General features: G+C 71.3%; 26 protein-coding genes. 22 read left to right on the forward strand and 4 right to left on the reverse strand.

Translation table 11 applies throughout. The features are described 5' to 3' along the window. The first annotated feature begins 40 nt into the window (after positions 1-40). From KPL78_RS17255 to KPL78_RS17270, 4 genes are all read left to right on the forward strand, one after another. Positions 41-823: an enoyl-CoA hydratase/isomerase family protein gene (locus tag KPL78_RS17255; protein ID WP_219764229.1), complete on the forward strand. Its 783-nt coding sequence runs from the start codon at positions 41-43 to the stop codon at positions 821-823. Between the two features lie 108 nt (positions 824-931). Further along, positions 932-2,062, forward strand: a complete 1,131-nt coding sequence (locus KPL78_RS17260) for a hypothetical protein (protein WP_219764230.1) — start codon at positions 932-934, stop codon at positions 2,060-2,062. Continuing rightward, positions 2,059-3,264: a hypothetical protein gene (locus KPL78_RS17265; RefSeq protein WP_219764231.1), complete on the forward strand. Its 1,206-nt coding sequence runs from the start codon at positions 2,059-2,061 to the stop codon at positions 3,262-3,264. Before KPL78_RS17260 ends, KPL78_RS17265 begins: the two co-directional genes overlap by 4 nt. A gap of 519 nt (positions 3,265-3,783) precedes the next feature. After that, entirely contained in the window at positions 3,784-5,022 is a 1,239-nt protein-coding gene (locus tag KPL78_RS17270) for a cupin domain-containing protein (RefSeq protein ID WP_219764232.1), read from the forward strand. 41 nt (positions 5,023-5,063) lie between these two features. On the opposite strand, the gene poxB is transcribed toward KPL78_RS17270, so the two are convergent. Further along, positions 5,064-6,785: a ubiquinone-dependent pyruvate dehydrogenase gene (gene poxB / locus KPL78_RS17275; RefSeq protein WP_219764233.1), complete on the reverse strand. Its 1,722-nt coding sequence runs from the start codon at positions 6,783-6,785 to the stop codon at positions 5,064-5,066. A 198-nt stretch (positions 6,786-6,983) separates the two neighbouring features. Here poxB and KPL78_RS17280 point away from each other — a divergent pair, with 198 nt between their 5' ends. Beyond that, entirely contained in the window at positions 6,984-7,712 is a 729-nt protein-coding gene (locus KPL78_RS17280; RefSeq protein WP_219764234.1) for an SOS response-associated peptidase, read from the forward strand. 1 nt (position 7,713) lies between these two features. On the opposite strand, the gene dksA is transcribed toward KPL78_RS17280, so the two are convergent. Both dksA and KPL78_RS17290 read right to left on the reverse strand, forming a co-directional pair. Further along, positions 7,714-8,130, reverse strand: a complete 417-nt coding sequence (gene dksA / locus KPL78_RS17285) for an RNA polymerase-binding protein DksA (protein ID WP_219764562.1) — start codon at positions 8,128-8,130, stop codon at positions 7,714-7,716. A gap of 142 nt (positions 8,131-8,272) precedes the next feature. Next, positions 8,273-8,692, reverse strand: a complete 420-nt coding sequence (locus KPL78_RS17290) for a flagellar assembly protein FliX (RefSeq protein ID WP_219764235.1) — start codon at positions 8,690-8,692, stop codon at positions 8,273-8,275. Between the two features lie 180 nt (positions 8,693-8,872). Here KPL78_RS17290 and KPL78_RS17295 point away from each other — a divergent pair, with 180 nt between their 5' ends. Genes KPL78_RS17295 through KPL78_RS17305 form a run of 3 tightly spaced genes read left to right on the forward strand, consistent with a single transcriptional unit; the run spans position 8,873 to position 10,724 of the window. After that, entirely contained in the window at positions 8,873-9,994 is a 1,122-nt protein-coding gene (locus KPL78_RS17295) for a flagellar basal body P-ring protein FlgI (RefSeq protein WP_255569146.1), read from the forward strand. Then, positions 9,994-10,329, forward strand: a complete 336-nt coding sequence (locus KPL78_RS17300) for a rod-binding protein (RefSeq protein ID WP_219764236.1) — start codon at positions 9,994-9,996, stop codon at positions 10,327-10,329. The genes KPL78_RS17295 and KPL78_RS17300 overlap by 1 nt, the downstream gene beginning before the upstream one ends. Beyond that, entirely contained in the window at positions 10,326-10,724 is a 399-nt protein-coding gene (locus KPL78_RS17305) for a hypothetical protein (RefSeq protein ID WP_219764237.1), read from the forward strand. The genes KPL78_RS17300 and KPL78_RS17305 overlap by 4 nt, the downstream gene beginning before the upstream one ends. Positions 10,725-11,024: 300 nt before the next feature. On the opposite strand, the gene KPL78_RS17310 is transcribed toward KPL78_RS17305, so the two are convergent. Then, on the reverse strand, positions 11,025-12,254 hold the full coding sequence (locus tag KPL78_RS17310) for a hypothetical protein (RefSeq protein ID WP_219764238.1): 1,230 nt from the start codon (positions 12,252-12,254) through the stop codon (positions 11,025-11,027). An 81-nt stretch (positions 12,255-12,335) separates the two neighbouring features. On the opposite strand from KPL78_RS17310, the gene KPL78_RS17315 reads away from it, so the two are divergent. Genes KPL78_RS17315 through KPL78_RS17380 form a run of 14 tightly spaced genes read left to right on the forward strand, consistent with a single transcriptional unit; the run spans position 12,336 to position 21,391 of the window. Further along, on the forward strand, positions 12,336-12,863 hold the full coding sequence (locus KPL78_RS17315) for a hypothetical protein (protein WP_369412772.1): 528 nt from the start codon (positions 12,336-12,338) through the stop codon (positions 12,861-12,863). Next, on the forward strand, positions 12,860-13,375 hold the full coding sequence (locus tag KPL78_RS17320; RefSeq protein ID WP_219764240.1) for a permease: 516 nt from the start codon (positions 12,860-12,862) through the stop codon (positions 13,373-13,375). The genes KPL78_RS17315 and KPL78_RS17320 overlap by 4 nt, the downstream gene beginning before the upstream one ends. 8 nt (positions 13,376-13,383) lie before the next feature. After that, a complete protein-coding gene (locus KPL78_RS17325) occupies positions 13,384-13,881 on the forward strand; it encodes a GNAT family N-acetyltransferase (protein ID WP_219764241.1) in 498 nt (165 codons plus the stop codon). A gap of 50 nt (positions 13,882-13,931) precedes the next feature. After that, entirely contained in the window at positions 13,932-14,720 is a 789-nt protein-coding gene (locus KPL78_RS17330) for a RibD family protein (RefSeq protein ID WP_255569148.1), read from the forward strand. Continuing rightward, positions 14,717-15,694, forward strand: a complete 978-nt coding sequence (locus KPL78_RS17335) for a zinc-dependent alcohol dehydrogenase (RefSeq protein ID WP_219764242.1) — start codon at positions 14,717-14,719, stop codon at positions 15,692-15,694. Before KPL78_RS17330 ends, KPL78_RS17335 begins: the two co-directional genes overlap by 4 nt. A 57-nt stretch (positions 15,695-15,751) precedes the next feature. Continuing rightward, positions 15,752-15,910, forward strand: coding sequence for a hypothetical protein (locus KPL78_RS17340; protein ID WP_219764243.1), 159 nt, complete (start codon positions 15,752-15,754; stop codon positions 15,908-15,910). Positions 15,911-15,957: 47 nt separating this feature from the next. Continuing rightward, positions 15,958-16,362: a 6-pyruvoyl trahydropterin synthase family protein gene (locus KPL78_RS17345; protein ID WP_219764244.1), complete on the forward strand. Its 405-nt coding sequence runs from the start codon at positions 15,958-15,960 to the stop codon at positions 16,360-16,362. Then, a complete protein-coding gene (locus KPL78_RS30850) occupies positions 16,359-17,405 on the forward strand; it encodes a glycosyltransferase family 4 protein (RefSeq protein ID WP_219764245.1) in 1,047 nt (348 codons plus the stop codon). The genes KPL78_RS17345 and KPL78_RS30850 overlap by 4 nt, the downstream gene beginning before the upstream one ends. Further along, positions 17,405-18,277: a class I SAM-dependent methyltransferase gene (locus KPL78_RS17355; protein WP_219764246.1), complete on the forward strand. Its 873-nt coding sequence runs from the start codon at positions 17,405-17,407 to the stop codon at positions 18,275-18,277. The genes KPL78_RS30850 and KPL78_RS17355 overlap by 1 nt, the downstream gene beginning before the upstream one ends. A gap of 18 nt (positions 18,278-18,295) precedes the next feature. Beyond that, the gene (locus KPL78_RS17360) at positions 18,296-18,781 is read left to right on the forward strand and encodes a cupin domain-containing protein (RefSeq protein WP_219764247.1); all 486 of its coding nucleotides are present in this window, start codon (positions 18,296-18,298) and stop codon (positions 18,779-18,781) included. A gap of 13 nt (positions 18,782-18,794) precedes the next feature. Further along, positions 18,795-20,054: a 3-oxo-tetronate kinase gene (gene otnK / locus KPL78_RS17365; protein WP_219764248.1), complete on the forward strand. Its 1,260-nt coding sequence runs from the start codon at positions 18,795-18,797 to the stop codon at positions 20,052-20,054. Beyond that, positions 20,047-20,679, forward strand: coding sequence for a 3-oxo-tetronate 4-phosphate decarboxylase (otnC, locus tag KPL78_RS17370; protein ID WP_219764249.1), 633 nt, complete (start codon positions 20,047-20,049; stop codon positions 20,677-20,679). The genes otnK and otnC overlap by 8 nt, the downstream gene beginning before the upstream one ends. Then, the gene (locus tag KPL78_RS17375; RefSeq protein WP_219764250.1) at positions 20,679-21,017 is read left to right on the forward strand and encodes a DUF1937 family protein; all 339 of its coding nucleotides are present in this window, start codon (positions 20,679-20,681) and stop codon (positions 21,015-21,017) included. Before otnC ends, KPL78_RS17375 begins: the two co-directional genes overlap by 1 nt. Beyond that, the gene (locus tag KPL78_RS17380; protein ID WP_219764251.1) at positions 21,008-21,391 is read left to right on the forward strand and encodes a methylglyoxal synthase; all 384 of its coding nucleotides are present in this window, start codon (positions 21,008-21,010) and stop codon (positions 21,389-21,391) included. Before KPL78_RS17375 ends, KPL78_RS17380 begins: the two co-directional genes overlap by 10 nt. The last annotated feature ends 3 nt before the right edge of the window (positions 21,392-21,394 follow it).

Genomic DNA, 21,394 nt, shown 5'->3' on the forward strand with positions numbered 1-21,394 from the left:
CTTGCCCAATCGGGCCGCCTGACGCTGTAACGGGACTGCCATGCCACACGACCTGATCAAGACGTCGCGCGACGGCGTCATTGCCACCGTCCTCATCGACCGCGCCGCCAAGCGCAATTGCCTCGACCTGCCCATGTGGATCGGGCTGGGCGAGGCGCTTGCCGCGCTCTCGGCCGATGAATCCCTGCGCGCGGTCATCATCCGCGGTGCGGGGGAGGAAGCCTTCTCCGCCGGCGCCGACATCGCCGCCTTCGCCGCGGAACGCGGCACACCGGAACGCGAAGCCGTCTACAGCCACGAACTTCATGGCGCTTTCCACGCCATCCGCACCTGCCTCCACCCCACCATCGCCGCCTGCTCCGGCTGGACCATGGGTGGGGGTTGCGGCATCGCGACCATGTGCGACTTCCGCATCGGGTCGTCGGCGACGCGGATGGGCATTCCGGCCCGCAATCTCGGCATCTTCTATGCCTATGAGGAAATCGACCCGATCCTGCAGATCTGCGGCTATGCCACTACCGCCGAGATCCTGATCGAAGGCCGCATCCTGACCGGCGAGGAAGCCTACCAGAAGGGGCTGCTCTCCCGCCTCGTCGCTGACGGCACGGTGCATGCCGAAGCCGACGCCCTCGCGGCACGCATCGCCCAGGGCTCGCCACTCTCGGCGCGCTTCCACAAGCAGGCGATGCAGAAGCTGCGCGGCGCCCTGCCGATCAACGCGGCCGATCGGGAACGCGAAGGCTCCTTCGCCTATACCGAGGACTTCCGCAACGCGGCCCAGGCCTTCCTGGAAAAGCGCAAGCCGGTCTTCGAAGGGCGCTGACCCTGCGGCAGAAATCGCTGGAATAACAGCATTTTAATGAAATTCGTGGCCCTGACTCCGGGGCCGCGAAACTCCTCATTTACCGCCGTCGCGCCACTGTGACGCGCGATGATCGAGATCCGGAACGATATCCTCGAGCGATTCGGAACGTCGGCCTACCAGCCGGCGACCTTCCTCGAACGTGGCGTCACCGTCCCCTTCACCACGCCTTTCCTGCTCGGCGCCCGCATCCGCCCCACCGATACGCGGGTGGGGCTGGACGTGGTCATCACCAACCCCTCGGGCGGCCGCGGTTACTACATCGTGCCGTGGAGCGCTCTGACCGAAATCTGCTCCCCCACCCTGCATGACCGCCGGCTGTGGCAGCGCCTGTCGGACCAGACGGCCATCGCTCCGACCCTGGTGCGGGAAACCGCGCGCGCCGTGGCGGCGGAAGGTCTGGCGGGGCGCGAAGCCGCCGCCGCCGTCGCCAAGACCCGCAACGAGGATGGGGCCGCGCGCATGCGCACCAATTTCCTCCTGCTGCTCGACCTGGTCCGCCGGACCGAGACGCGGGACGAAGCCGCCATCCCGCCCCAGGCGGATACGCCCGCGAATATCGAGACCCGCGCCCGTCGCGCCATGGCGCGCTTCGCCCCGCGCCTCGGCGTCAGCGGCGACATCATCGCCGCCTGGCTGGAATCCATCGCCGGCGCCGTCGCGGCGGTCGGCGTGCCGGGCGATGCCTCCCCGTCCCGGATGCGCCGCCTCGCCCGGCGGGTCGCCACGCTGGCGGGGGAGATCGAACTCTGGATCGCCCAATCCGCCGATCCCACGGAACAGCACGCCGCGACACTGGTCGTCGATGCCGCGAAGCTGACCCTCGGCTGCGTGGCCGCCGCCTTCCGGGACCTCGATGCCCTGCTCTCGGATATACCGACGCTGTTGCGCGCCTGGCGCGAGGACTCGACCGACCTCGCCCGCCGCGCCGTGCGGCCGGACTGGCTGCTCGATGGCTGGCAGGTGATCTGCGACCTCTGGACCGATGCCGATCCCGGCCTGCGCGGCGGCGCGCTGTGGGAGATGGCGCTGCTCGCGCCGGTCATGCCGCGCGAGGTCGAGGAATGGTTCGGCATCGCCGAGGATTGGGACCGCCCCACCCGGCTGCGCCGCGTCGTCCGCGCCAATGAGGATTGGCGTACCGGACGCATGCTCGACATCGTCGCCCGCAACGAACGCCTGCTCGCGAAGGCCGCATGAGTACCTCCCTCGCCGCCGAGACGCGGCGCCTGACCCACGCCGTCGCCACCGCCTCCGACCAGGCGCTGGCCGGCATCGTCGCGTATTTCGACAGCATGGCCGACCGGCTGGAGGCCGACCGGCTGCTCGACGCCGCCCGGCCGCGCCTGCGCAAGCTGCGCCCGCCGCGGCCGATCAGCCTGGCGCGGCTGCTGTTCCTGCCGCTCGACGGCGTCATCGTCGATGCGCGGAACTGGCGGCGCCAGGACGGCACCATCCCACGCAACGCCCTGGCCGTCCTGACCGAGGCCGTGCGCCGCGCCCTTGGCGCCGATGCCGCCGCCATCGAGGCCGGCATCGCCGGGCGGCACTTCGCGGACCTCGCCGTGGTGGATGCCCTCGGGCGCAAGCTGTGGCATCGCGCCGCCAAGGTCACACCCAGCCTCTCCCGCCCCGCCGAATGGGAGGCGACGGGCCTGGTGGAGGCGGATTATCACCGGATCGCCGCCATGGCCGCCGGCGTATGGCGGCATGCCGAACCGCTCTGGTCCGCGCTGCTCGCCGCGCGCGAGGGCCCGCCCGAGATCCTGGTGCGCGACGCCCTGGCCGCCGCCGCCTCCGAGGACGCCGTCGTGCTGGAAGCGATGCTCGCGACCATCCTGCTGAAGGCCGCGAAGCCCGGCAGCGTCGCCGCCGCCGCTGCGGCCGCCCATGTCGGCCCGCCCGGCATCGCCGAGCGGATGCTCGATCGCTGGCTGGAGGATTGCGCCCCGGACCTCGCCGTGGACGATGCGGCCGGCGCCGCCCGCCTCGCCGAGGAATTCGTCGAGGCCATCGAGGATCTCGAATCCAGCCCCGCGGTGCGACGTCCGGAGCGGCGCCAGCGCGTCGCCGCCCTGCGCCGCCAGGTGGGCGACGCCTGCCGCACCACCTATGCCGAGGCGACGACGCAATCCCTGCTCAGCCCCCTCACCCACGCCACGGCGCCACCGGACAACGCCGCCATGCTGGCGCTGGAAAGTACGGCGCGGTCCCTGAAGCGGCTCGAAGTCGCTGGCCGTACGTTGGGCGGCGACGCGGCCTACGACGCGGCGCTGCGGCGTATCCTCGACGGATTCGGATCCCTGCGGCGGCGGCCAGGGACGAACCCGGCGGATCTGGCGCGGCTCACCGAAATACTGGCGGGATCGGAGGTGGCGCTGAAACTGCTGGATGCGGGATGACCGGAAAGGGGCATCGCTCGTCTCCGGACGGCGAAGCAGTGCTTAGCCCCCCATCAAAGGCCGCACGGTCTTTGGACACCGACACCTGGTGTTGGGCAGAAGAGGCATTCTCCAACAGCGAAGCATCGCCGCGCCCGGCGGCAGAAATGCGCCACACCGCGCCCGCCACCCTACCGGGCGGCGGACACCGCTCCCGAGACTTACAAGACGGGCAGTGCCCCTCTCCATCCACCGTCAGGTCGCGCGCATGGGGGCACGCCGCCTCCGCGGCCTTGGGCGGGATGCGGCGACGAACCCGGCGGGCCCGGATGCCGGAACAGATGCCTCCCGCTGCAGCGGACGGGTCCTGACGGCCGGCCGGGAAGGTCCGGCACCGACCCGCGCGATGCTGCGGCGCGTGTCGGTTCCCCGCATGCGAAGGCGAAAGACGGACCTGTCCCGGAGAAGGAAGAGTGCGGCGAACGCCCCGGGCCGCACACGTCCCCTTTGCCCCGCGGCGCAGCAAGAGGAAAGCGACCCATGCTGCCTTCGATCAGCCGCCGTCTCTTCGCCGGCATGGCCGGTGCCACCATCGCCACGGCCGGCGAGGCCGCGAGCTTCGGCAATCCCGACCGCCCCGCCGAGGGCGCGGTGAATGCGACACCGCAGGCCCTGTCCGACCCGGGGCCGAGCACGCCGGCGCTGGAACGGCAATTCCCCAACCTCTACGCGCCGCCGGCCACCGATATCGGGGACATGCCGCCCTCCTGGAGTTCCTTCAACATCGCGCATCGCCGCATCCAGGATGGCGGCTGGGCGCGGCAGGTGACGCAGGCTGCCTTCCCCATCGCGACCGAGATCTCCGGCGTGAACATGCGCCTTGCTGCCGGCGGCATCCGGGAACTGCATTGGCATCTCGCCGCCGAATGGGCCTACATGACCAAGGGGCGCTGCCGGGTCACGGTGCTCGATGCCAAGGGCCAAGCCTATGTGCAGGATGTCGGCGTCGGCGACCTCTGGTACTTCCCGGCGGGCGCGCCGCATTCGCTCCAGGGCCTGGGGCCGGAGGGCTGCGAGTTCCTGATCGCCTTCGACAATGGCGAGCAGTCCGAATACAACACGCTGCTGCTGAGCGACTGGATCGCGCATACGCCGCCCGAGGTGCTGGCCGCGAATTTCGGTGTGCCGGCGGAGACCTTCCGCAACATCCCGCTCGATGATCTGTGGATCTTCCAGGGCCGCGAGCCGGGACCGCTTTCCGCCGATCAGGCCGCGGTGCGCTCGGGCGGCGTGCCGATCGAGCCCTTCACCTTCTCCCTGTCCGGCATGCGGCCGCTGAAGGAGACGCGCAGCGGCGCGCTGCGCATGGCCGACAGCACGATCTTCAAGGCATCGAAGACGGTCGCGGCAGCGCTTGAGACCATCAAGCCCGGCGGGCTGCGCACCATGCATTGGCACCCCAATGCGGATGAATGGCAGTACTACATCCAGGGCAAGGGCCGCATGACCGTGTTCCGCGCCGGACCCCGCGCGCAAACCTCTGATTTCCAGGCCGGCGATGTCGGCTATGTCACCCGCGGGTCCGGGCACTACATCCAGAACACGGGCGACACCGACCTGATCCTGCTCGCCGTGTTCCGCACTGCGGAGTACCAGGAGGTCTCGTTGACCGACTGGCTGGCACGCACGCCGCCTGCCATGGTCGCACAGACGCTGCGCATCGACCCGGCCTTCCTGCAAAGGCTAGCGCACGGCGATGCTGGGGTGATGCCTGCCTGAAGGCACAATGATGGCCCCGCCGCACCGCGGGGCCGCCCGCCTCACCGCGTCAGGTTCACCGTGGCGAGGTCGATCAGCTCCCGCGCCCTTCCGTCCATCACCGCCTTGATCATGAAAAGGCCGAAGTCACGCACATTGCCGAAGCTCGTCTTGGGCGGCATGACCAGTTCCTGGCGCGCGCTGACGACATCGACCAGGGCCGGGCCGTCATGGGCGAAGGCCTCGGTCAACGCGGCGCGGAGGTCCTGCGGGCGTTCCACGCGGATGCCGCGGATGCCCATCGCTGTCGCCATGGCCGCGAAATCCGGATTCTTCAGCTCGACGCCCGTGTCGAGGAATCCGCCCGCCTTCATCTCCAGTTCCACGAAGCCGAGCGTGCCGTTGTTCAGCACCACCACCTTCACCGGCAGCCCGACCTGGGTCAGCGTGATGAAGTCGCCCATCATCATGCTGAAGCCGCCATCGCCGGACATGGAGATGACCTGGCGTCCGGGATGCGACGCCTGCGCGCCGATCGCCTGCAGCAGCGCATTCGCCATGGAGCCGTGATTGAACGACCCGAGCAGCCGCCGCCGGCCGTTCATGCGCAGGTAGCGCGCTGCCCAGACCGTCGGCGTGCCGACATCGCAGGTGAAGACCGCATCCTCGGTCGCGAGTTCGCTCACCAGGCGCGAGACATATTGCGGGTGGATGATGTCGCTGTTCGGCCCGCTCTCCGCCAGCGCATCGAGGTCCTGGCGCGACTTCGCATAATGCGCGACCGCGCGGTCGAGATGCCGGCGATCCGCCTTGTCGTGGATGGCGGGCAGCACCGCTTCCAGCGTCCCGCGCAGATCGCCGAGCAGGCCGAGCGTCAGCGGATGGCGGTTGCCGAGCGCCTCCGGCCGGTTGTCGATCTGCACGACCTGCGCGCCCTCCGGATAGAATTGCCGGTAGGGAAAGCCGGAACCGAGGATGACCAGCGTGTCGCAATCCTTCATCGCGGCATAGCCGGAGGCGAAGCCGATGAAGCCGGTCATGCCGACATCGTAGGGGTTGTCGTACTCAATATGCTCCTTGCCGCGCAGCGCGTGGACGATCGGCGCCTTCAGCTTCTCGGCAAACGCCAGCACCTCGGCATGCGCACCCGCGCAGCCGGCGCCGCAGAGCAGTGTCACGTTGCTCGCCCCGTTCAGCAGGGCGGCCAGTTTCGCGAGTTCATCGACCGTTGGCAGCAGGCGCGGTTCTTCCGGCGCCACCCAGGCGGCGGGTTTCGCCTCCAGCGGCTGCAACGCGACATCGCCCGGCATCACCACCACCGCGACGCCCTTCTTCGCGATGGCGACTCGCATGGCGCGCTGCAACACCTGCGGCAGCATCTTCGGATGCGACACCAGCTCGACATAGTGGCTGCAATCGCGGAACAGGATTTCGGGATGCGTCGCCTGGAAGTAGTCGATGCCGATCTCGCTGCTGGGGATATGCGCGGCCAGTGCCAGCACGGGCGCCCCACTGCGCTGGCAGTCATAGAGCCCGTTGATCAGATGCAGGTTGCCCGGCCCGCAGCTGCCGGCGCAGACGGCGAGTTCCCCGGTGAGCTGCGCCTCGGCCCCGGCGGCGAAGGCGGCGGCTTCCTCGTGGCGCATATGGATCCAGTCGATGCTGCCGCGCCGCCGCAGGCTGTCCGTCACGCCGTTCAGGCTGTCGCCGACGACGCCGTAGATGCGCTTCACGCCGGCCCGTTCCAGCGTCGCGGCCAGGAAATCGGCAGCGGTCTCGGCCATGGGTCTCTCCTCGGTCTGCATCGTCCAGTCTGACACGTGCCGATGACCGGCGCGTTGCGGCCCGCACGGTCACACCATCGCGACTGCACGGCGGGACTCCTTAGCACGACCGGAATGATTCCCCAGCGCTCCGGGCCGCCCCTGCCCGGCTTCCGACGCACTGCGGTAGGATGGGATCTCGATCAGGCGGACGGGCCGATGTGCGGGCGATATTTCCAGCAGCGATCCTCGGGCGAGATGGCGCGGCATTTCGGCGTGACCGGCGCGCTGCCGAACCTGCCGCCCTCCTTCAACCGCGCGCCGACGCAGGAGGGACTGGTGGTCCGGCGGCATCCCGACACCGCGGCGCGGCACCTCGACGCGCTGCGCTGGGGGCTGGTGCCGCGCTGGGCGAAGGATGCCACCGGCGCGGCGCGCATGATCAACGCCCGCAGCGAATCGGTCGCCGAGAAGCCGGCCTTCCGCGATGCCTTCCACAAGCGGCGCGGCATCGCGGTCGCCGACGGCTTCTACGAATGGCAGGTGCTTGGCAAGGGATCGAAGCAGCCCTTCGCGGTGGCGATGGCCGATGGCGCACCCATGCCGCTCGCCGCGCTGTGGGAGGGCTGGCGCGCCCCGGACGGAACGATCCTGCGCAGCTACACCATCCTGACGACGGCGGCGGTGCCGGAACTCGCGCCGCTGCATGAACGTATGCCGGTGATCCTGCCGCCCGAGGCCTGGGACGCCTGGCTGGGCGATGTGCCGGCGGATGAGGACGTGCTGCTCGGGCTGCTGAAGCCCTATCCGCGCTCCGGGCTCGCCGTCTGGCCGGTGGGCGCACGGGTCGGGCGGGTGTCGGAGGACGATGCCGGGCTGCTCGACCGCGACCCGCTGGCCGTGCCGCCGCCAGGGCTGGACGATCCGCCGCCGCGCTTCGAAAGGTGACTCAGTCGTCCCGGTGGATGCGTTCCATGCGCTCGTGGCGCTCCTGCGCCTCGATGCTCATGGTCGCGATGGGGCGGGCTTCGAGGCGGCGCAGGCCGATCGGCTCGCCGCTTTCCTCGCAATAGCCGTAGGTGCCGGTCTCGATGCGGTCGATCGCCTGGTCGATCTTGCTGATCAGCTTGCGGGCCCGGTCCCGGGTGCGGAGTTCGAGGGCCCGGTCGGTTTCGACGCTGGCCCGGTCGGTGAGGTCCGGTTCGGCGATGCCGCCTTCGGACAGGGAGGAGAGGGTTTCGCCGGCTTCCCGCAACAGATCCTGGCGCCACCGCATGAGCTTCTGCCGGAAATACTCCAGCTGAAGCGGATTCATGAATTCCTCGTCGTCAGAGGGTCGGTAGTCGGGCGGCAGCGTCACGAGCATCTCAATCCATTCCCCGGCCCAAAGGCGTGTCGGACCAACCGGCACCGGCACCCCCCCCTTTAGCGCGGGCGGAACATAGACGCGGGCCATGGCGAAAGCCAAGAGGGGAGAAGACGACAAATCCCTGAAACGGCGCGCCTTTTCAGTCGTGTGACGGAGCCGGGTCGATACCGTGGCGGGCAAGCTCCACCCGGACCCTCAACCGGATGGCTGCGAGGGCCTCGGCCAGGGCCGGTTCGGCGGCGTCCTCGGGGCGCGGCAGGCCCGCAGCGAGGGCCGCGAGTCGCGCCGGGTCGGCCGCCCCGCCCAACAGGGCCAGTTGCAGGTCGATCAGGCCCTTCAGGGCCGCCTCCCCCCGCCGGCGCGCCCGGGCATTGCGTTCGGCCACCGGGATGCCCTCCTGCAAGGCGAGCAGGCCGATCGGCTGGGCGGCCGCCATGCCCTGCGCCGTCGTGGCCTCGCCGGCGGTGGCGGAGGACAGGCTGAAGCCGCCGGCGCCGGCCTGCCGCGCCCGCCCCTTCCCCGTCACCGCCCCGCCCGAGACTCCGCGAACGCCCACCATGGCCCTTCCCTTCCGCCTGCCGGCAAGACCCGGCCCAGTCCCGGCAAACCCTGCCGGCCCATCCCCGTCCCCAGGCTGGCACGGGCCTTGCCCTCTCCCTGCCAGACCCGCCGCACCCCGGCGGGACACCGGACCGGACAGGCGCGCCGCACCCACCACGCGACGCGCGGGAGAGGCATCTTGGCTCGTAATACTTACGCAAGACCGAAGGCCCTTCTCGCCGGGCTGCTGCTCGCCCTGGCGCTGGTCCTGCCGGCCGCCGCCCAGGTCCGCATCAAGGACATCGCGGATGTCGAGGGCGTCCGCGACAACCAGCTCGTCGGCTACGGCCTGGTGGTGGGGCTGAACGGCACGGGGGACCGGCTCCGCGCCTCGGTGTTCACCCGGCAATCGCTGGTCGGCATGCTCGAACGACTCGGCGTCAACACGCGGGACCAGGAACGCCAGCTCGACACCCGCAACGTCGCGGCGGTGATGGTCACGGCCAATCTGCCGCCTTTCGCCCGGCCGGGCAGCCGGATCGACGTCGCGGTCTCGGCCCTGGGCGACGCCACCAACCTCACCGGCGGGACCCTGCTGGTGACCCCCCTGCTCGGCGCGGACGGGGAGGTCTATGCGGTCGCGCAGGGTGCCATCGCGACCGGAGCGGTCAGCGTGCGCGGCGCCGGCGCCTCGGTGACGCGCGGCGTGCCGACCGCCGGGCGCATCGCCAATGGCGCCATCGTTGAACGGGAAGTGCCCTTCGCCCTCGCCTCCCGCGACCGGGTGCGGCTGTCCCTGCGCAATCCGGACCTGACGACCGCGCGGCGGATCGCGGCGGCCATCAACGGCGCGATGCGGGGCGAAGTCGCGGCGGCGACCGATTCGCGCACCGTCGCCGTGGCCCTGAACGGCCGCAGCCCGGTCGAGTTCCTCAGCCGCATCGAACAGCTCCGCGTCGAGCCCGACCAGGTCGCCCGCGTCGTCATCGACGAGGCCTCCGGCACCATCGTCATGGGGGCGAATGTGCGCGTGTCCACCGTCGCCATCGCCCAGGGCAATCTGACCATCCGCGTGACCGAGACGCCGCAGGTCAGCCAGCCCAACGAGCTCTCCGGCGGGCAAACCGTGGTGGTGCCGCGCACCTCGATCGAGGTGGACGACCAGGGGAACCGCCGCATGGGCGTGCTGCCCCGGGCCGTGACGCTCCAGGACCTGGTGCGCGGGCTGAACAGCCTCGGCGTCGGGCCGCGCGACCTGATCACCATCCTCCAGGCGATCAAGGCGGCCGGCGCGCTCCAGGCCGAGCTGGAGGTGCGCTGATGGATGCCCCCGCCCTGCCCCCGGTCCAGCCCCGCGGCCTGGCGGCCCCGAACGCCCGCGGCAGCGAGGCCGCCCAGCGCCGCGCCGCCCAGGATTTCGAGGCCCAAGCACTCGGCCTGCTGCTCCAGCCGATCTTCGCCACGGTCGATGCCAACCGCAGCAGCTTCGGCGGCGGCGCGGCCGAGGCGCAGTGGCAGCCCATGCTGGTCGATGCCTATGCCACCGCCGCGGTGCGGTCGGGCCATGGCATCGGCCTCGCCGATGCGGTGCTGCGCGAACTCCAGCGCCTGCGCGGCGCCGAGACACCCCCCAACACGGGAGAGACCACACCATGATGGACAGCCTGATCCTGGCCGGGCAGCGCCTGGCCGAGGCGCTGCGCGCCGAGAACGAGGCGCTCGCGAAGCTCGACCTGCCCCGCGCGGCGACGCTCGCGAGCAGCAAGATCGCCGCCTCCGACGCCTTCGCCGCAGCCTATGCAGCCCAGGCCAAGCACGGGGTCGCCCCGGAAGGCCCGGTCCGCCAGGCGACCGAGATCCTGACCCGGCGGCTCGAGGAACTCGGGCGGGAGAACCGGCGGCTGCTGGAGCGTGCGGTCTCGTTACAGTCCCGCGTCATCGAGACCATCGCCAGCGCCGCCCTGCCCCGCACCGCACCCCAGGGCTATGCGCCGGCCGGAGTGCGCAATGCCGCGCCGCCACCAGCCTTCGCGCTGTCGGCGCGGGTGTGATACCGGCGGCTCCCTTTTCTGGCCTGAGGAACCGGGAGGGGCTTTGTCCCTCCCGGACCCACCCCAGCAAAGGCCGCAAGGCCTTTGCAAACCTCAACCCGCTCCTTGCGCCGCTGCCGGAACAGTGCCGAGATCAGCATTTGCGCACGAAAGGCGTTCGGAGGGTGCGGCGTGACGTTGCGCCCCGCGCCAACAGACTGCGGTCCAGGGGCTCCAAGCCCCTGGCGGGGTGGTTTGGAGGGACGGCGCCCCTCCAACGTCTGACCCACCGATCGTGAATGAGGGCAACAGGTGTGACCGTCAGGCCCCGCGCATCATCGCGAACAGCCGGTCGAGCGGATCAAGCGCCGAAACGCGCAGGATCTCCCTCGCAAAGACCTCCCTGTTATGCGCGGAAGCCACGCGCAGCCGCTCCATCTCGCGCGGCGTGAAACCGGCTGGGCGGGCAAGGAAGCGCGCCACCGACGCCTGCGCCGCGGCGAAGCGGCGCGCCGGGTTGGGTTCCGCATCGTAGCCATGGTCGATCAGGTCGCGCAGCAGGTCGAAGCCCAGCGCCTCCAGCCCCGCCACGGTCTGCGGATTGCCGAAGACGATGAAGGGCAGGCCACAGGCGATCGCCTTCAGCGTCTTTTCGGTCCAGCGCAGGAGGCCACCGCCGCTCATCTCCGTCTCGGTGACGATGAACAGTTCGGCGGCGGCGAGCTCGGGCACGGGCAGGCTCATCACCCGTTCCTGCGGATGGCCGAAGCCGTCCGTGTCGCCCCCCAGGTGCAGCCCGCTGCCGAGTAGCGCGGCGACGCGGCCGGTGCTGCCGGCCTCAAGCCGCTCGGCGTCCGCGAGGAAGCGCGCGCGGGCGGCGGCGTCCATCGCCTCGCGCTGCGTGGACAGGGAGAGATGGCCGGGCTCCGGCCGGGCCATCAGCCAGTCGGCGATCAGGGCGCGATGCGGCCGCAGCACGTAGTTGAGGCAGATCCAGCGATGCCGCCGCGGTGCCTCGGTCAAGGCGAAGCCCCAGCCCCAGGGCGGGCGCAGTCGTCCGAACAGCCGGTCCCACAGAAGAAATCCGTATGAATCCGTCGTGACGATATGCATCGGCGCCAAGCCGCGTTCGACGCAGAAGGCGGCATAGCGCGGGCCGAGCGCGCGGTTCTGCTGCAGCCAGGCCGCGCGGTGCGGCGGGATGCCCGCACGGTCGAGGGCGCCATGCAGGGCGGCGACATGGGTCGCGACGAGAGGGCGCCCTTCGCTGGCCCCATCGAAGGCCACGATCCCGGCGCCGGCGCGGAGCCGTTCCAGCACCGCCGCCGGCAGGTCGAGCAGACGGGACGCTGCCTCCTCAGGCCGGTTCAGCAGGCCGAGCGGCGCCCCCGGCGTGACGATCAGCGTCGCGTGGTTCGCCGCCGGCCCGCGAGGCGGCCGCAAGGCACGGAAGAAGGGGCCGGGACCGAGTCCCTCCGGCGCCACCAGCCCGATGCGCGCCAGGGCGTCCAGCCGCCGGGTCAGCTCGGCCAGGGAATCCGGGGCATTCATGCAATGCTGCATGGCCGCCGCGCGTCGCGGCGTCCAGACCGCACCTTGCCGGTCCCGGCGCCCCGGCGCAGTTTGCCGGCCGTGACCGCCTTCCTCCGCCGCCATGCCAGCCTGTTGGTGATCGCCGCCATCTCAGTCGCCGCCGGGGTCGCCCTGTGGCGCCGCGACGGTGGCGATGCGGTGGGCCGCGCGCTGTATCATGCCTGGGAACTCTTCCTGTTCATCATGCCCTCGCTGCTCGCCGGCCTGCTGCTGGCCGCAGCGCTGCGGCAGCTCATGTCGCCGGGCGCGCTCGGCCGCTGGATGGGCGCCGACAGCGGCTGGATGGGGCTTCTGGTCGCGACCATCGCCGGGTCGCTGACGCCGGGCGGGCCGATGGCCGCCTTTCCCCTGGTACTGGTGCTGGCCGGCGCGGGGGCGGATCGCGGGGCACTCGTCGCCTACATCATGTCCTGGACGCTGAACGGCTTCCAGCGCGTGCTGGTCTATGAGCTGCCGCTGCTGGGGCCGAACTTCGCCATCATGCGCGTGCTGATCACCCTGCCGATGCCGCTGCTGGCCGGCTGGGTGGCGCGCCGCCTGCCGATCGCCTGGGAGCCGCCGAAGTGACGCCAGGCCAGGCTTTCCTGTGGGTTCTCGCCATCATCGCCCTGGGCTTCTGCTTTCGGAAGGGACCTGCCGCCGCGCATCGTGCCGGCGTCGATGCGGCGAAGAACCTGCTCAAGATCCTGCCGCTGTTTGCCGTCGCGCTGCCGATGGCGGCCTTCCTGGCGGAACTCATCCCCGCCGATGCCGCCGTCGCCTGGATCGGGCCGGATTCAGGATTCAAGGGCATCGCGATCGGTTCCGTGGCGGGGGGGCTGATGCCGGGCGGGCCCTTCGTGACCTTCCCGCTGGTGCTGGCCTTCGCCAAGGCGGGCGCGGGCGTGCCGCAGATGGTCGCGCTGGTCTCGGGCTGGTGCATCTTCGCGCTGCACCGGATCATCACCTGGGAATACCCGGTGCTGGGCTGGCGCTTCGTGGCGCTGCGCATGATCTCGGGCCTGCCGCTGCCGATCGCGGCGGGGCTGATCTCGGAACTGGTGGTCGAAGTGCTCCCCATCAGCCTCGGCGTCCGATAGGCGCGCCCATGGGCGGCGCCGAACCGACGCAGGATGCCCCGGCACCGCAGGATGGCGGGGCGCGCACCGTGGTCCGCCCGGCGCGGCCGGACGACCTCGACGCCATGGTCGCGCTGTATCGGCATCTGAGCCACGAGGATCCCCTCCCCGACCCGGCGGCGGCGAAGGCCGCCTGGCAGGCTCTACTCGGCTCCACGCTCGCGACGGTCTTCGTAGCCGAATCGGCGGGCCAACCCGTCGCCTCCTGCACCCTTGTCGTCGTGCCGAACCTCACCCGCAGCGCCAGGCCCTGGGCCGTCATCGAAAACGTCGTCACGCATGCGGACCACCGGCGGCGCGGCCTCGGCCGGTCGGTGCTGATGGCGGCGCTCGACGCCGCCTGGGCGGCCGGCTGCTACAAGGTGATGCTTGCCAGCGGATCGCGCGAGGAGGCGACGCTGCGCTTCTACGACGGCGCGGGCTTCACGCGCGGCGGCAAGACCTTCTTCGAGGTCCGGCGGCCATAACGCGCGCGCCAGGCGGGCCGAGCACTAGCGCAGGCCACCCCGCATCGGGCATGACGCCGCCGATGGATTGCCCCGTTCCCGACCCGGACTGGATCGCCCTGCTCGCCGCCCGTGACGGTGCGCCGCCGGAGGGGGCGCTGGCGCCGCTCTTCGCGCCTATTCTGGCGCCGCCCGTGGCGCCGGATGGCTGCCGCGTCGTCGGGCGGCTCGCGCAGACGCTGGATGGGCGGATCGCAACGGCCTCGGGCAGCAGCCAGTGGATCGGCGGGCCGGGCGACATTCTTCATACGCATCGGCTGCGGGCGCTGTGCCATGCGGTGGTGGTCGGCGCCGGCACGGTGCGCCACGACAATCCGCGCCTGACGACGCGCGAGGCCGCCGGCCCCGACCCCATCCGTGTCGTGGTCGACACCAACCGGCGGCTCTCGGCGGAGTACGGCGTCTTCCGCGACGGCCCTGTGACCCTGCTGGCCTGCGCCGAGGACGCCCCCGGCGCGGACCGCCACGGTACCGCCGAGGTGCTGCGCCTGCCGCGCGAGGCCGACGGTGGCATCGCGCCGGCCGCGCTGCTGCGGGCGCTGGCCGCCCGCGGCCTGACCCGGATCTTCGTCGAGGGCGGCGGGGTGACGGTCTCGCGCTTCCTCGCAGCGGGCTGCCTCGACCGGCTGCACGTGACCATCGCGCCGGTGCTGCTGGGCTCGGGCATCCCGGCCTTCACCCTGCCGGCGGTGCCGCGTATCGCCGATGGGCTGCGCTTTACCTGGCAGGTGCACGCCATCCCGCCGGATATCCTGCTGGACATTCCGCTCGACCGCGCGCGGCCGGGATGCCAGGCGTGAGGGCGCGCGCGCTGTGGACCGTGGCGCCGGGGCGCTGCGAGATCCGTGAGGAGACGCTGCCCCCGCGTGCCGAGGACCAGGCACTGGTGCGCATGGTGGCGAGCGGCATCTCGCGCGGGACGGAGCGGCTGGTGCTCGCCGGCCGCGTGCCGGAAAGCCAGTACGCCGCCATGCGCGGCCCGTTGCAGCAGGGCGATTTCCCCTTCCCGGTGAAGTACGGCTACTGCGCCACGGGCGTGGTGGAGGATGGGCCGGACGCCCTGCGCGGCCGCCGCGTCTTCGTGCTGCATCCGCATCAGGATGTCTTCCTGGCCCCGGCCGCGATGTGCGCCCCGATCCCCGACGCGGTGCCGGACCATCGCGCCGTGCTGGCCGCGAACATGGAGACCGCGGTCAACGTGCTGTGGGATGCGCGGCCGCTGCTTGGCGAGCGCGCCCTGGTGATCGGCGCCGGCGTGGTCGGCCTGCTGGTCGGCGCCCTTCTGGCGCGCATGCCGGGGGTGGACGCGGCGATCATCGACCCCGACCCGCAGCGGCGCGGCGCGGCCGAGGCGCTTGGCATCCCCTTCCTCGCCCCCAAGGCCGCCCCCGACGACCGCGACCTGGTCATCCATGCCAGCGCCAATCCGGCGGGGCTGCGCCAGGCGCTGACTCTCTGCGGCTTCGAGGGTCGGATCGTCGAGGCCTCCTGGTATGGCGACCGGGAAGCGACCCTGCCGCTCGGCGAGGCTTTCCATGCGAAGCGCCTGACCATCGTCTCGACCCAGGTCGGCGCGGTGGCGCCGGCGATGCGGGGGCGGCGCGGCTACGCGGACCGGATGCGGCTTGCACTTTCGTTACTGGCCGATGACCATTTCGACACGCTGCTCGGCCCGGCGACACGCTTCGCGGATCTTCCCGCCGCCCTGCCCGGCCTGCTCGACCCGCCGCCGGGCAGCCCGGCACCGCTCTGCCCCCTCGTCACCTATCCCTGATCGCAACGCCGGGCGGCCCGGCGCGTTGACTTCCAAGGCAAAGGAAGGAGACCGCCCATGACCGTCCCGACGCCCCAGGACCGCGCGGCGCCCGAGATGCGCCAGCAGACCACCGCCGTCCGCCAGGGCGTGACGCTCGGCGTCATGCGCTGGGTCCTCGGCATTTCCCTCGCCCTGATCGTCCTCGCCCTCGGATTCGCCTACCTCGTGCAGTAACGCTCGCGCGCGTGACGGACCCGGGCCCGGCCGCTACAAGAGCGGCCATGTACAGCCTGACCGTCGTCGACCACGTCATGATCGCCCATTCCTTCCGCGGGGAGGAATTCGGGCCGGCCCAGCGTCTGCACGGCGCCACCTTTGTCGTGGAGGCGGAATTCCGCGCCCCGGCGCTCGACCGGCTGAACCTGCTGGTGGACATCGCCGCGGCCAAGGTCGAGCTGCGCCGCATCCTGGACGGCTTCGACTACCGCAACCTGGATGCCGAGCCGCAATTCGCCGGGCAGAACACGACGACGGAATTCCTCTGCGCGCATATCCACCGGCTGCTTTCCGGCGCGCTGGCCGAGGGCAGGCTCGGCGATGGCGGCCGCGCGGTGACGGGTCTCAAGGTGCTGCTTCGCGAGAGCCACGTCGCCTGGGCGGCCTATGAGGGGGCGCCTGCCGCGTGAGCATCCATCTACTCGTCCCAGGGCCGTTCGAGGCGATCTCGGGCGGTTACATCTACGACCGGCGCATGGTCGAGGGGCTGCGTGCCCTCGGCGAGACGGTCGAGGTCGTCGAACTCCCCGGCAGCCATCCGGTGCCGGACGAGGCCGCGACCGAAGGCGCGCGTGCCGCGCTGCACGCCCTGCCCGACGATGCCCGCATCGTCATCGACGGGCTCGGCCTGCCGGCCTTCCTGCCGCTGACGCAGGAACTCGCCGCCCGCAAGGCCGTCGCGCTGATCCATCACCCGACCGCGCTGGAACACGGCACGCCGGATGCGGCGCGCACCGTGCTCAAGGCGCAGGAGCGCGCGCTGTTCAGCGCCATGGCGCGGCTGGTCTGCACCTCGCCGCTGACCGCCCGCCGCCTGCCGGAGGAATTCGGCGCCGATGCCGAGCGCATCGGCGTGGTCGAGCCCGGCACCGATCCCGCGACGCGCGCCATCGGATCGGGCAGCGAGACCTGCGCCATCCTGTCCGTCGGCACGCTGGTCCCGCGCAAGGGCCATGACGTGCTGATGCAGGCGCTGGCACGGCTGACCGACCTCGATTGGACCCTGACCCTGGTCGGTGACGAGCGCCGCAACGCGACCCACGCCCAGGGCCTGCGCGCGCTGGCCGAGGAACTCGGCATCGCCGCGCGCCTGACCTTCGCCGGGGAAGTGGCGGGCGAGGCGCTGGAGGACCTCTATCACCGCGCCGACCTCTTCGCGCTCGCGACGCGCTGGGAGGGCTACGGCATGGCCGCGGCCGAAGCGATGGCGCGCGGCCTGCCTCTCGCCATCACCGCCGGCGGCGCGATCGCCGAGGTGGTGGTGCCCGGCTCGGCCATCGTCTCCCCGGTGGATGACGCCATGTCGCTGTCCAAGGGCATGCGCCGCGCCATCTTCGACGCCGACCTCCGCGCCGAGATGGCCGAGGCCGCCTGGCAGGGCGGCCAGGCCCTGCCGCGCTGGACCGACCGCGCCGAGGCCTTCCGCGCCGAGCTCGCCAAGGCCGCCGCCTGATGGCGGAGGGCTTCGACGGCGACTGGCTCGACCTGCGCGAACTCTACGACGCCGTCTCGCGCGACGTGGACCTCGCACAGCGCCTGGCGGAGGCGCTGCCGGCGCGGCCGCGCATCCTCGACCTCGGCGCCGGCACCGGCAGCCTGCTCCGCTGGCTGGGCCAGATCATAGGCCGGGCGCAGGCCTGGACCATGGTCGATGCCGATGCGGAGCTGATGTCCCGCGCCTTCGACACCATCGCGGAGCGCGCCGAGGCGGTCGGCCTCGCCGCGACCTTCCCGGGGAAGAAGACGCTGCTGGTACATGCGCCGGGCGGGGCCTGGCGCATCGAGGGGCTGCTCGCCGACCTCGCCGAGGCACCCGACATGCTGCCGCTCGACAAGGTCGATGCAGTGGTCTGCTCGGCGCTGTGCGACCTCGTCTCGCGCGACTGGGTGGAGCGCATGGCGGAAGCCTGCGCCGAACGCCGCCTGCCCTTCTACGCGGCGCTGAACGTCACCGGGCGGGAACGCTTCACGCCGCGACACCCGGCCGATGCGCTGGTGGCGCGCGGCTTCCGGCGGGACCAACGGCGGGACAAGGGGTTCGGCGGGGCGGCGCTTGGCCCCGCGGCGACCGGCGCGCTGGCCGAGGCCTTCACGGCCCAGGGCTACACGGTGATGCGCGCGCCCTCCGACTGGATCATCGACCGCCGATCCCGCGGCTTTGCCGAGGCCATCGTCACCGGACATGCCGCGGCCGCCCTGCCCTGGGAACGCCGCCAGGCCGCCGCCATCGCCGACTGGGCCGGGGCGCGCCGGGCACAGGCGATGGATGGGTTGCTGTCCATCCGCATCGGCCATCAGGATCTGCTCGCCCTGCCGCCCGACTGACCGCCGAGGAGACCGTCCATGAGCGACAAGCCGACGCCCATCGCCGTGATCGCCGCCGAGATGCCGCCGCGTGCCAGGCCCTCCGGCTATCCGGCGGATCTCGTGGACAAGATCGGCGGGCGGGAGAAGACCGTGCTCGGCGATCTGTTCGGGCTGAAGAATTTCGGCGTGAACATCACGCGGTTGCCGCCCGGTTCGGCCTCCGCCCTGCGCCATGCGCATGAGAAGCAGGATGAGTTCGTCTATATCCTCGAAGGCAGTTGCACGCTGGTGACGGATGCCGGCGAGACGCCGATGAAGGCCGGCATGTGCGCCGGTTTCCGCGCCGGCACCGGCGATGCGCATCATCTGGTGAACCGGGGCGACGCGGATTGCGTCTATCTCGAGATCGGCGACCGCACCCCGTTCGAGAATGTCGACTACCCCGATGACGACCTGATGGTCCGGCCCGGACCGGATGGGAAGAGCGTCTACTTCCGCAAGAATGGCACGCCCGTTTTCTGAAGGAGGGCCAAGAATGCCCCTGCTGCTCGGCTGCATCGCCGACGATTTCACCGGCGCCACCGACCTCGCCAATACGCTGGTCAAGGGCGGCATGTCCGCCGTGCAGGTCATCGGCGTGCCGGATGGACCTTTGCCCGAGGCAGACGCCGTCATCATCGCGCTGAAGATCCGCACCTCCCCGGTCGCCGATGCGGTGGGGCAGTCGCTCGCCGCCTGCGATGCGCTGACCAAGGCGGGCGCGAAGCAGCTCTTCTGGAAATACTGCTCGACCTTCGACAGCACGGATGAAGGGAATATCGGCCCGGTCGGCGATGCGCTGCTGAAGCGGCTCGGCGCCGGCTTCGCGATTGCCTGCCCGGCCTTTCCGACCAATGGGCGGACCATCTATCTCGGGCACCTGTTCGTCGGCGGCGCGCTGCTGAGCGAGAGCGGGATGGAGAATCACCCGCTGACGCCGATGACCGACCCCAATCTGGTGCGCGTGCTGTCGCGCCAGACCGAGGGTGGCGTCGGGCTCGTCGGCTTCAACGCGGTGGATCAGGGCGCGGTGGCGATCCGGCGCGAGATGACGAAGCTGATGGATCGCGGCACACGCTGGGCGATCGTGGATGCCGTGACCGACGCGCATCTGATGGCGATCGGCGAGGCCGTCGAGCGCCAGGCGCTGGTGACCGGCGGATCGGGCGTCGCCATGGGCCTGCCGGAGAATTTCCGCCGCGCCGGATTGCTGCCGGACCGCAGCGACGCCGATGCGCTGCCGCCGATGCAGGGTGCGGCGGCGGTCGTCGCGGGGTCCTGCTCGCGCGCAACGCTGGGGCAGATCGGGCTGGCGCGGGAGCATGTGCCGGTGCTGGAGCTCGATGCGCTCGCGACCCCCGATGCGGCGGCCATGGCGGCGCAGGCGCTGTCCTGGGTCGATGGCAAGCTGGAGGCCGGGCGTCCGGTGGTGATCGCGGCCTCCGCGACGCCGGACAAGGTCGCGGCATTGCAGGCGAAGCTCGGGCGCGACGCTGCCGGCGCGCTGGTCGAGGACGCGGTCGCGACCATCGCCGCCGGGCTGGTCGACCGCGGTGTCGGCAGGCTGGTGGTCGCGGGTGGCGAGACCTCGGGCGCCGTCGTTACTCGGCTCGGTGTGACCTCCCTGCGCATCGGGCCGGAGATCGATCCCGGCGTGCCCTGGACCTATGCCAATCCCACCGGGCTGCACCTCGCGCTGAAGTCGGGCAATTTCGGCGCGCGCGACTTCTTCCTGAAGGCCTTCGACCATGGATGAGGTGGCGTTGCGCGAGCAGCTTGCGATGCTCGGGGCCTCGCTGTTCCAGCGGGGCTATTCGGTGGGGACCGCTGGCAACATCAGCGTCCGGCTGGACGATGGCTACCTGATGACGCCGACCAATTCCTGCCTCGGGCGGCTGGATCCGGCGCGGATCAGCAAGCTCGCGCCCGACTGGTCGCACATCGGCGGCGACAAGCCGTCGAAGGAAGTCTTCATGCATCGCGCCGTGCTCACCGCGCGGCCCGATGCGGGGGCGGTGGTGCATCTGCATTCGACCTATGCGACCGCCATCGGCTGCCTCGCCGAACCGGGCGAGACCGCGCCGATCCCGCCGCTCACGCCCTATTTCGTCATGCGGGTCGGGCGGTCGCTGCCGGTGATCCGCTACTACCGCCCCGGCGATGCGGCGATGGAATCCGACATCCACGAGGCGGCGAAGGGTGCCAAGGCCGTGCTGCTGGCGAATCATGGGCCGGTGGTCAGCGGCAAGACCCTGGTCGACGCCGTCGCGACCGCCGAGGAGCTGGAGGAATCCGCCCGCCTCGCCCTGCTGCTGCGCGGCGCGGGCGCGCGGACACTGACGCCGGCGCAGGTGGATGACCTGCTGGATACCTTCGGCTGATGTGGATCATGGTCGCCGGCCCCTACAGATCGGGCGGGGCCGATGCGGCCACGCGGGCGGCGCGGCTCGCCGAGATGAACCGCGCCGCGCTCGCCTTGTTCCGCATGGGGCATGTGCCGGTCATCGGGGTGAACATGGCTCTGCCCGTCATCGCCGCGGCCGAGGGCGATGCCTATGACGAGGTAATGATGCCGCTCTCCCTCGCACTGGCCGAACGCTGCGATGCCGTGCTGCGCATCGGCGGGCCGAGCGCGGGCGCGGATGCCGAGCTGGCGCGCTTCCGCGATGCCGGCAAGCCGGTCTTCCGCAGCGTCGAGGATGTGCCGCCATGCCCCTGACCCTCGCCCTCGTCGCGCATGACCGGATGAAGCCCGCGCTCGCCGCCTGGGCGGAGCGGCATGCGGCCGAGCTCGCCCCCCATTCCCTGGTCTCGACCGCGACGACGGGGGCGACGATCCGCGCGCAATGCCCGGACCTGCCGATCCATGCGGTGAAGTCGGGACCGCTCGGCGGCGACCAGCAGATCGGCGGCATGATCGCGGAGGGCCGCGTCCACGCCCTGATCTTCTTCCCCGATCCGCTTACGCCGCAGGCGCACGACGTGGATGTGAAGGCGCTGCTGCGCATCGCGCTGGTCTATGACATCCCTGCTGCCTTCAGCCCGGCGACGGCGGACCTGCTGGTGGCCGGCGGGCTGCTGAGAGCGCCGTAGCCC

The organism is Roseomonas alba (assembly GCF_019430885.1).
Classification (GTDB): Bacteria; Pseudomonadota; Alphaproteobacteria; order Acetobacterales; family Acetobacteraceae; genus Neoroseomonas; species Neoroseomonas alba.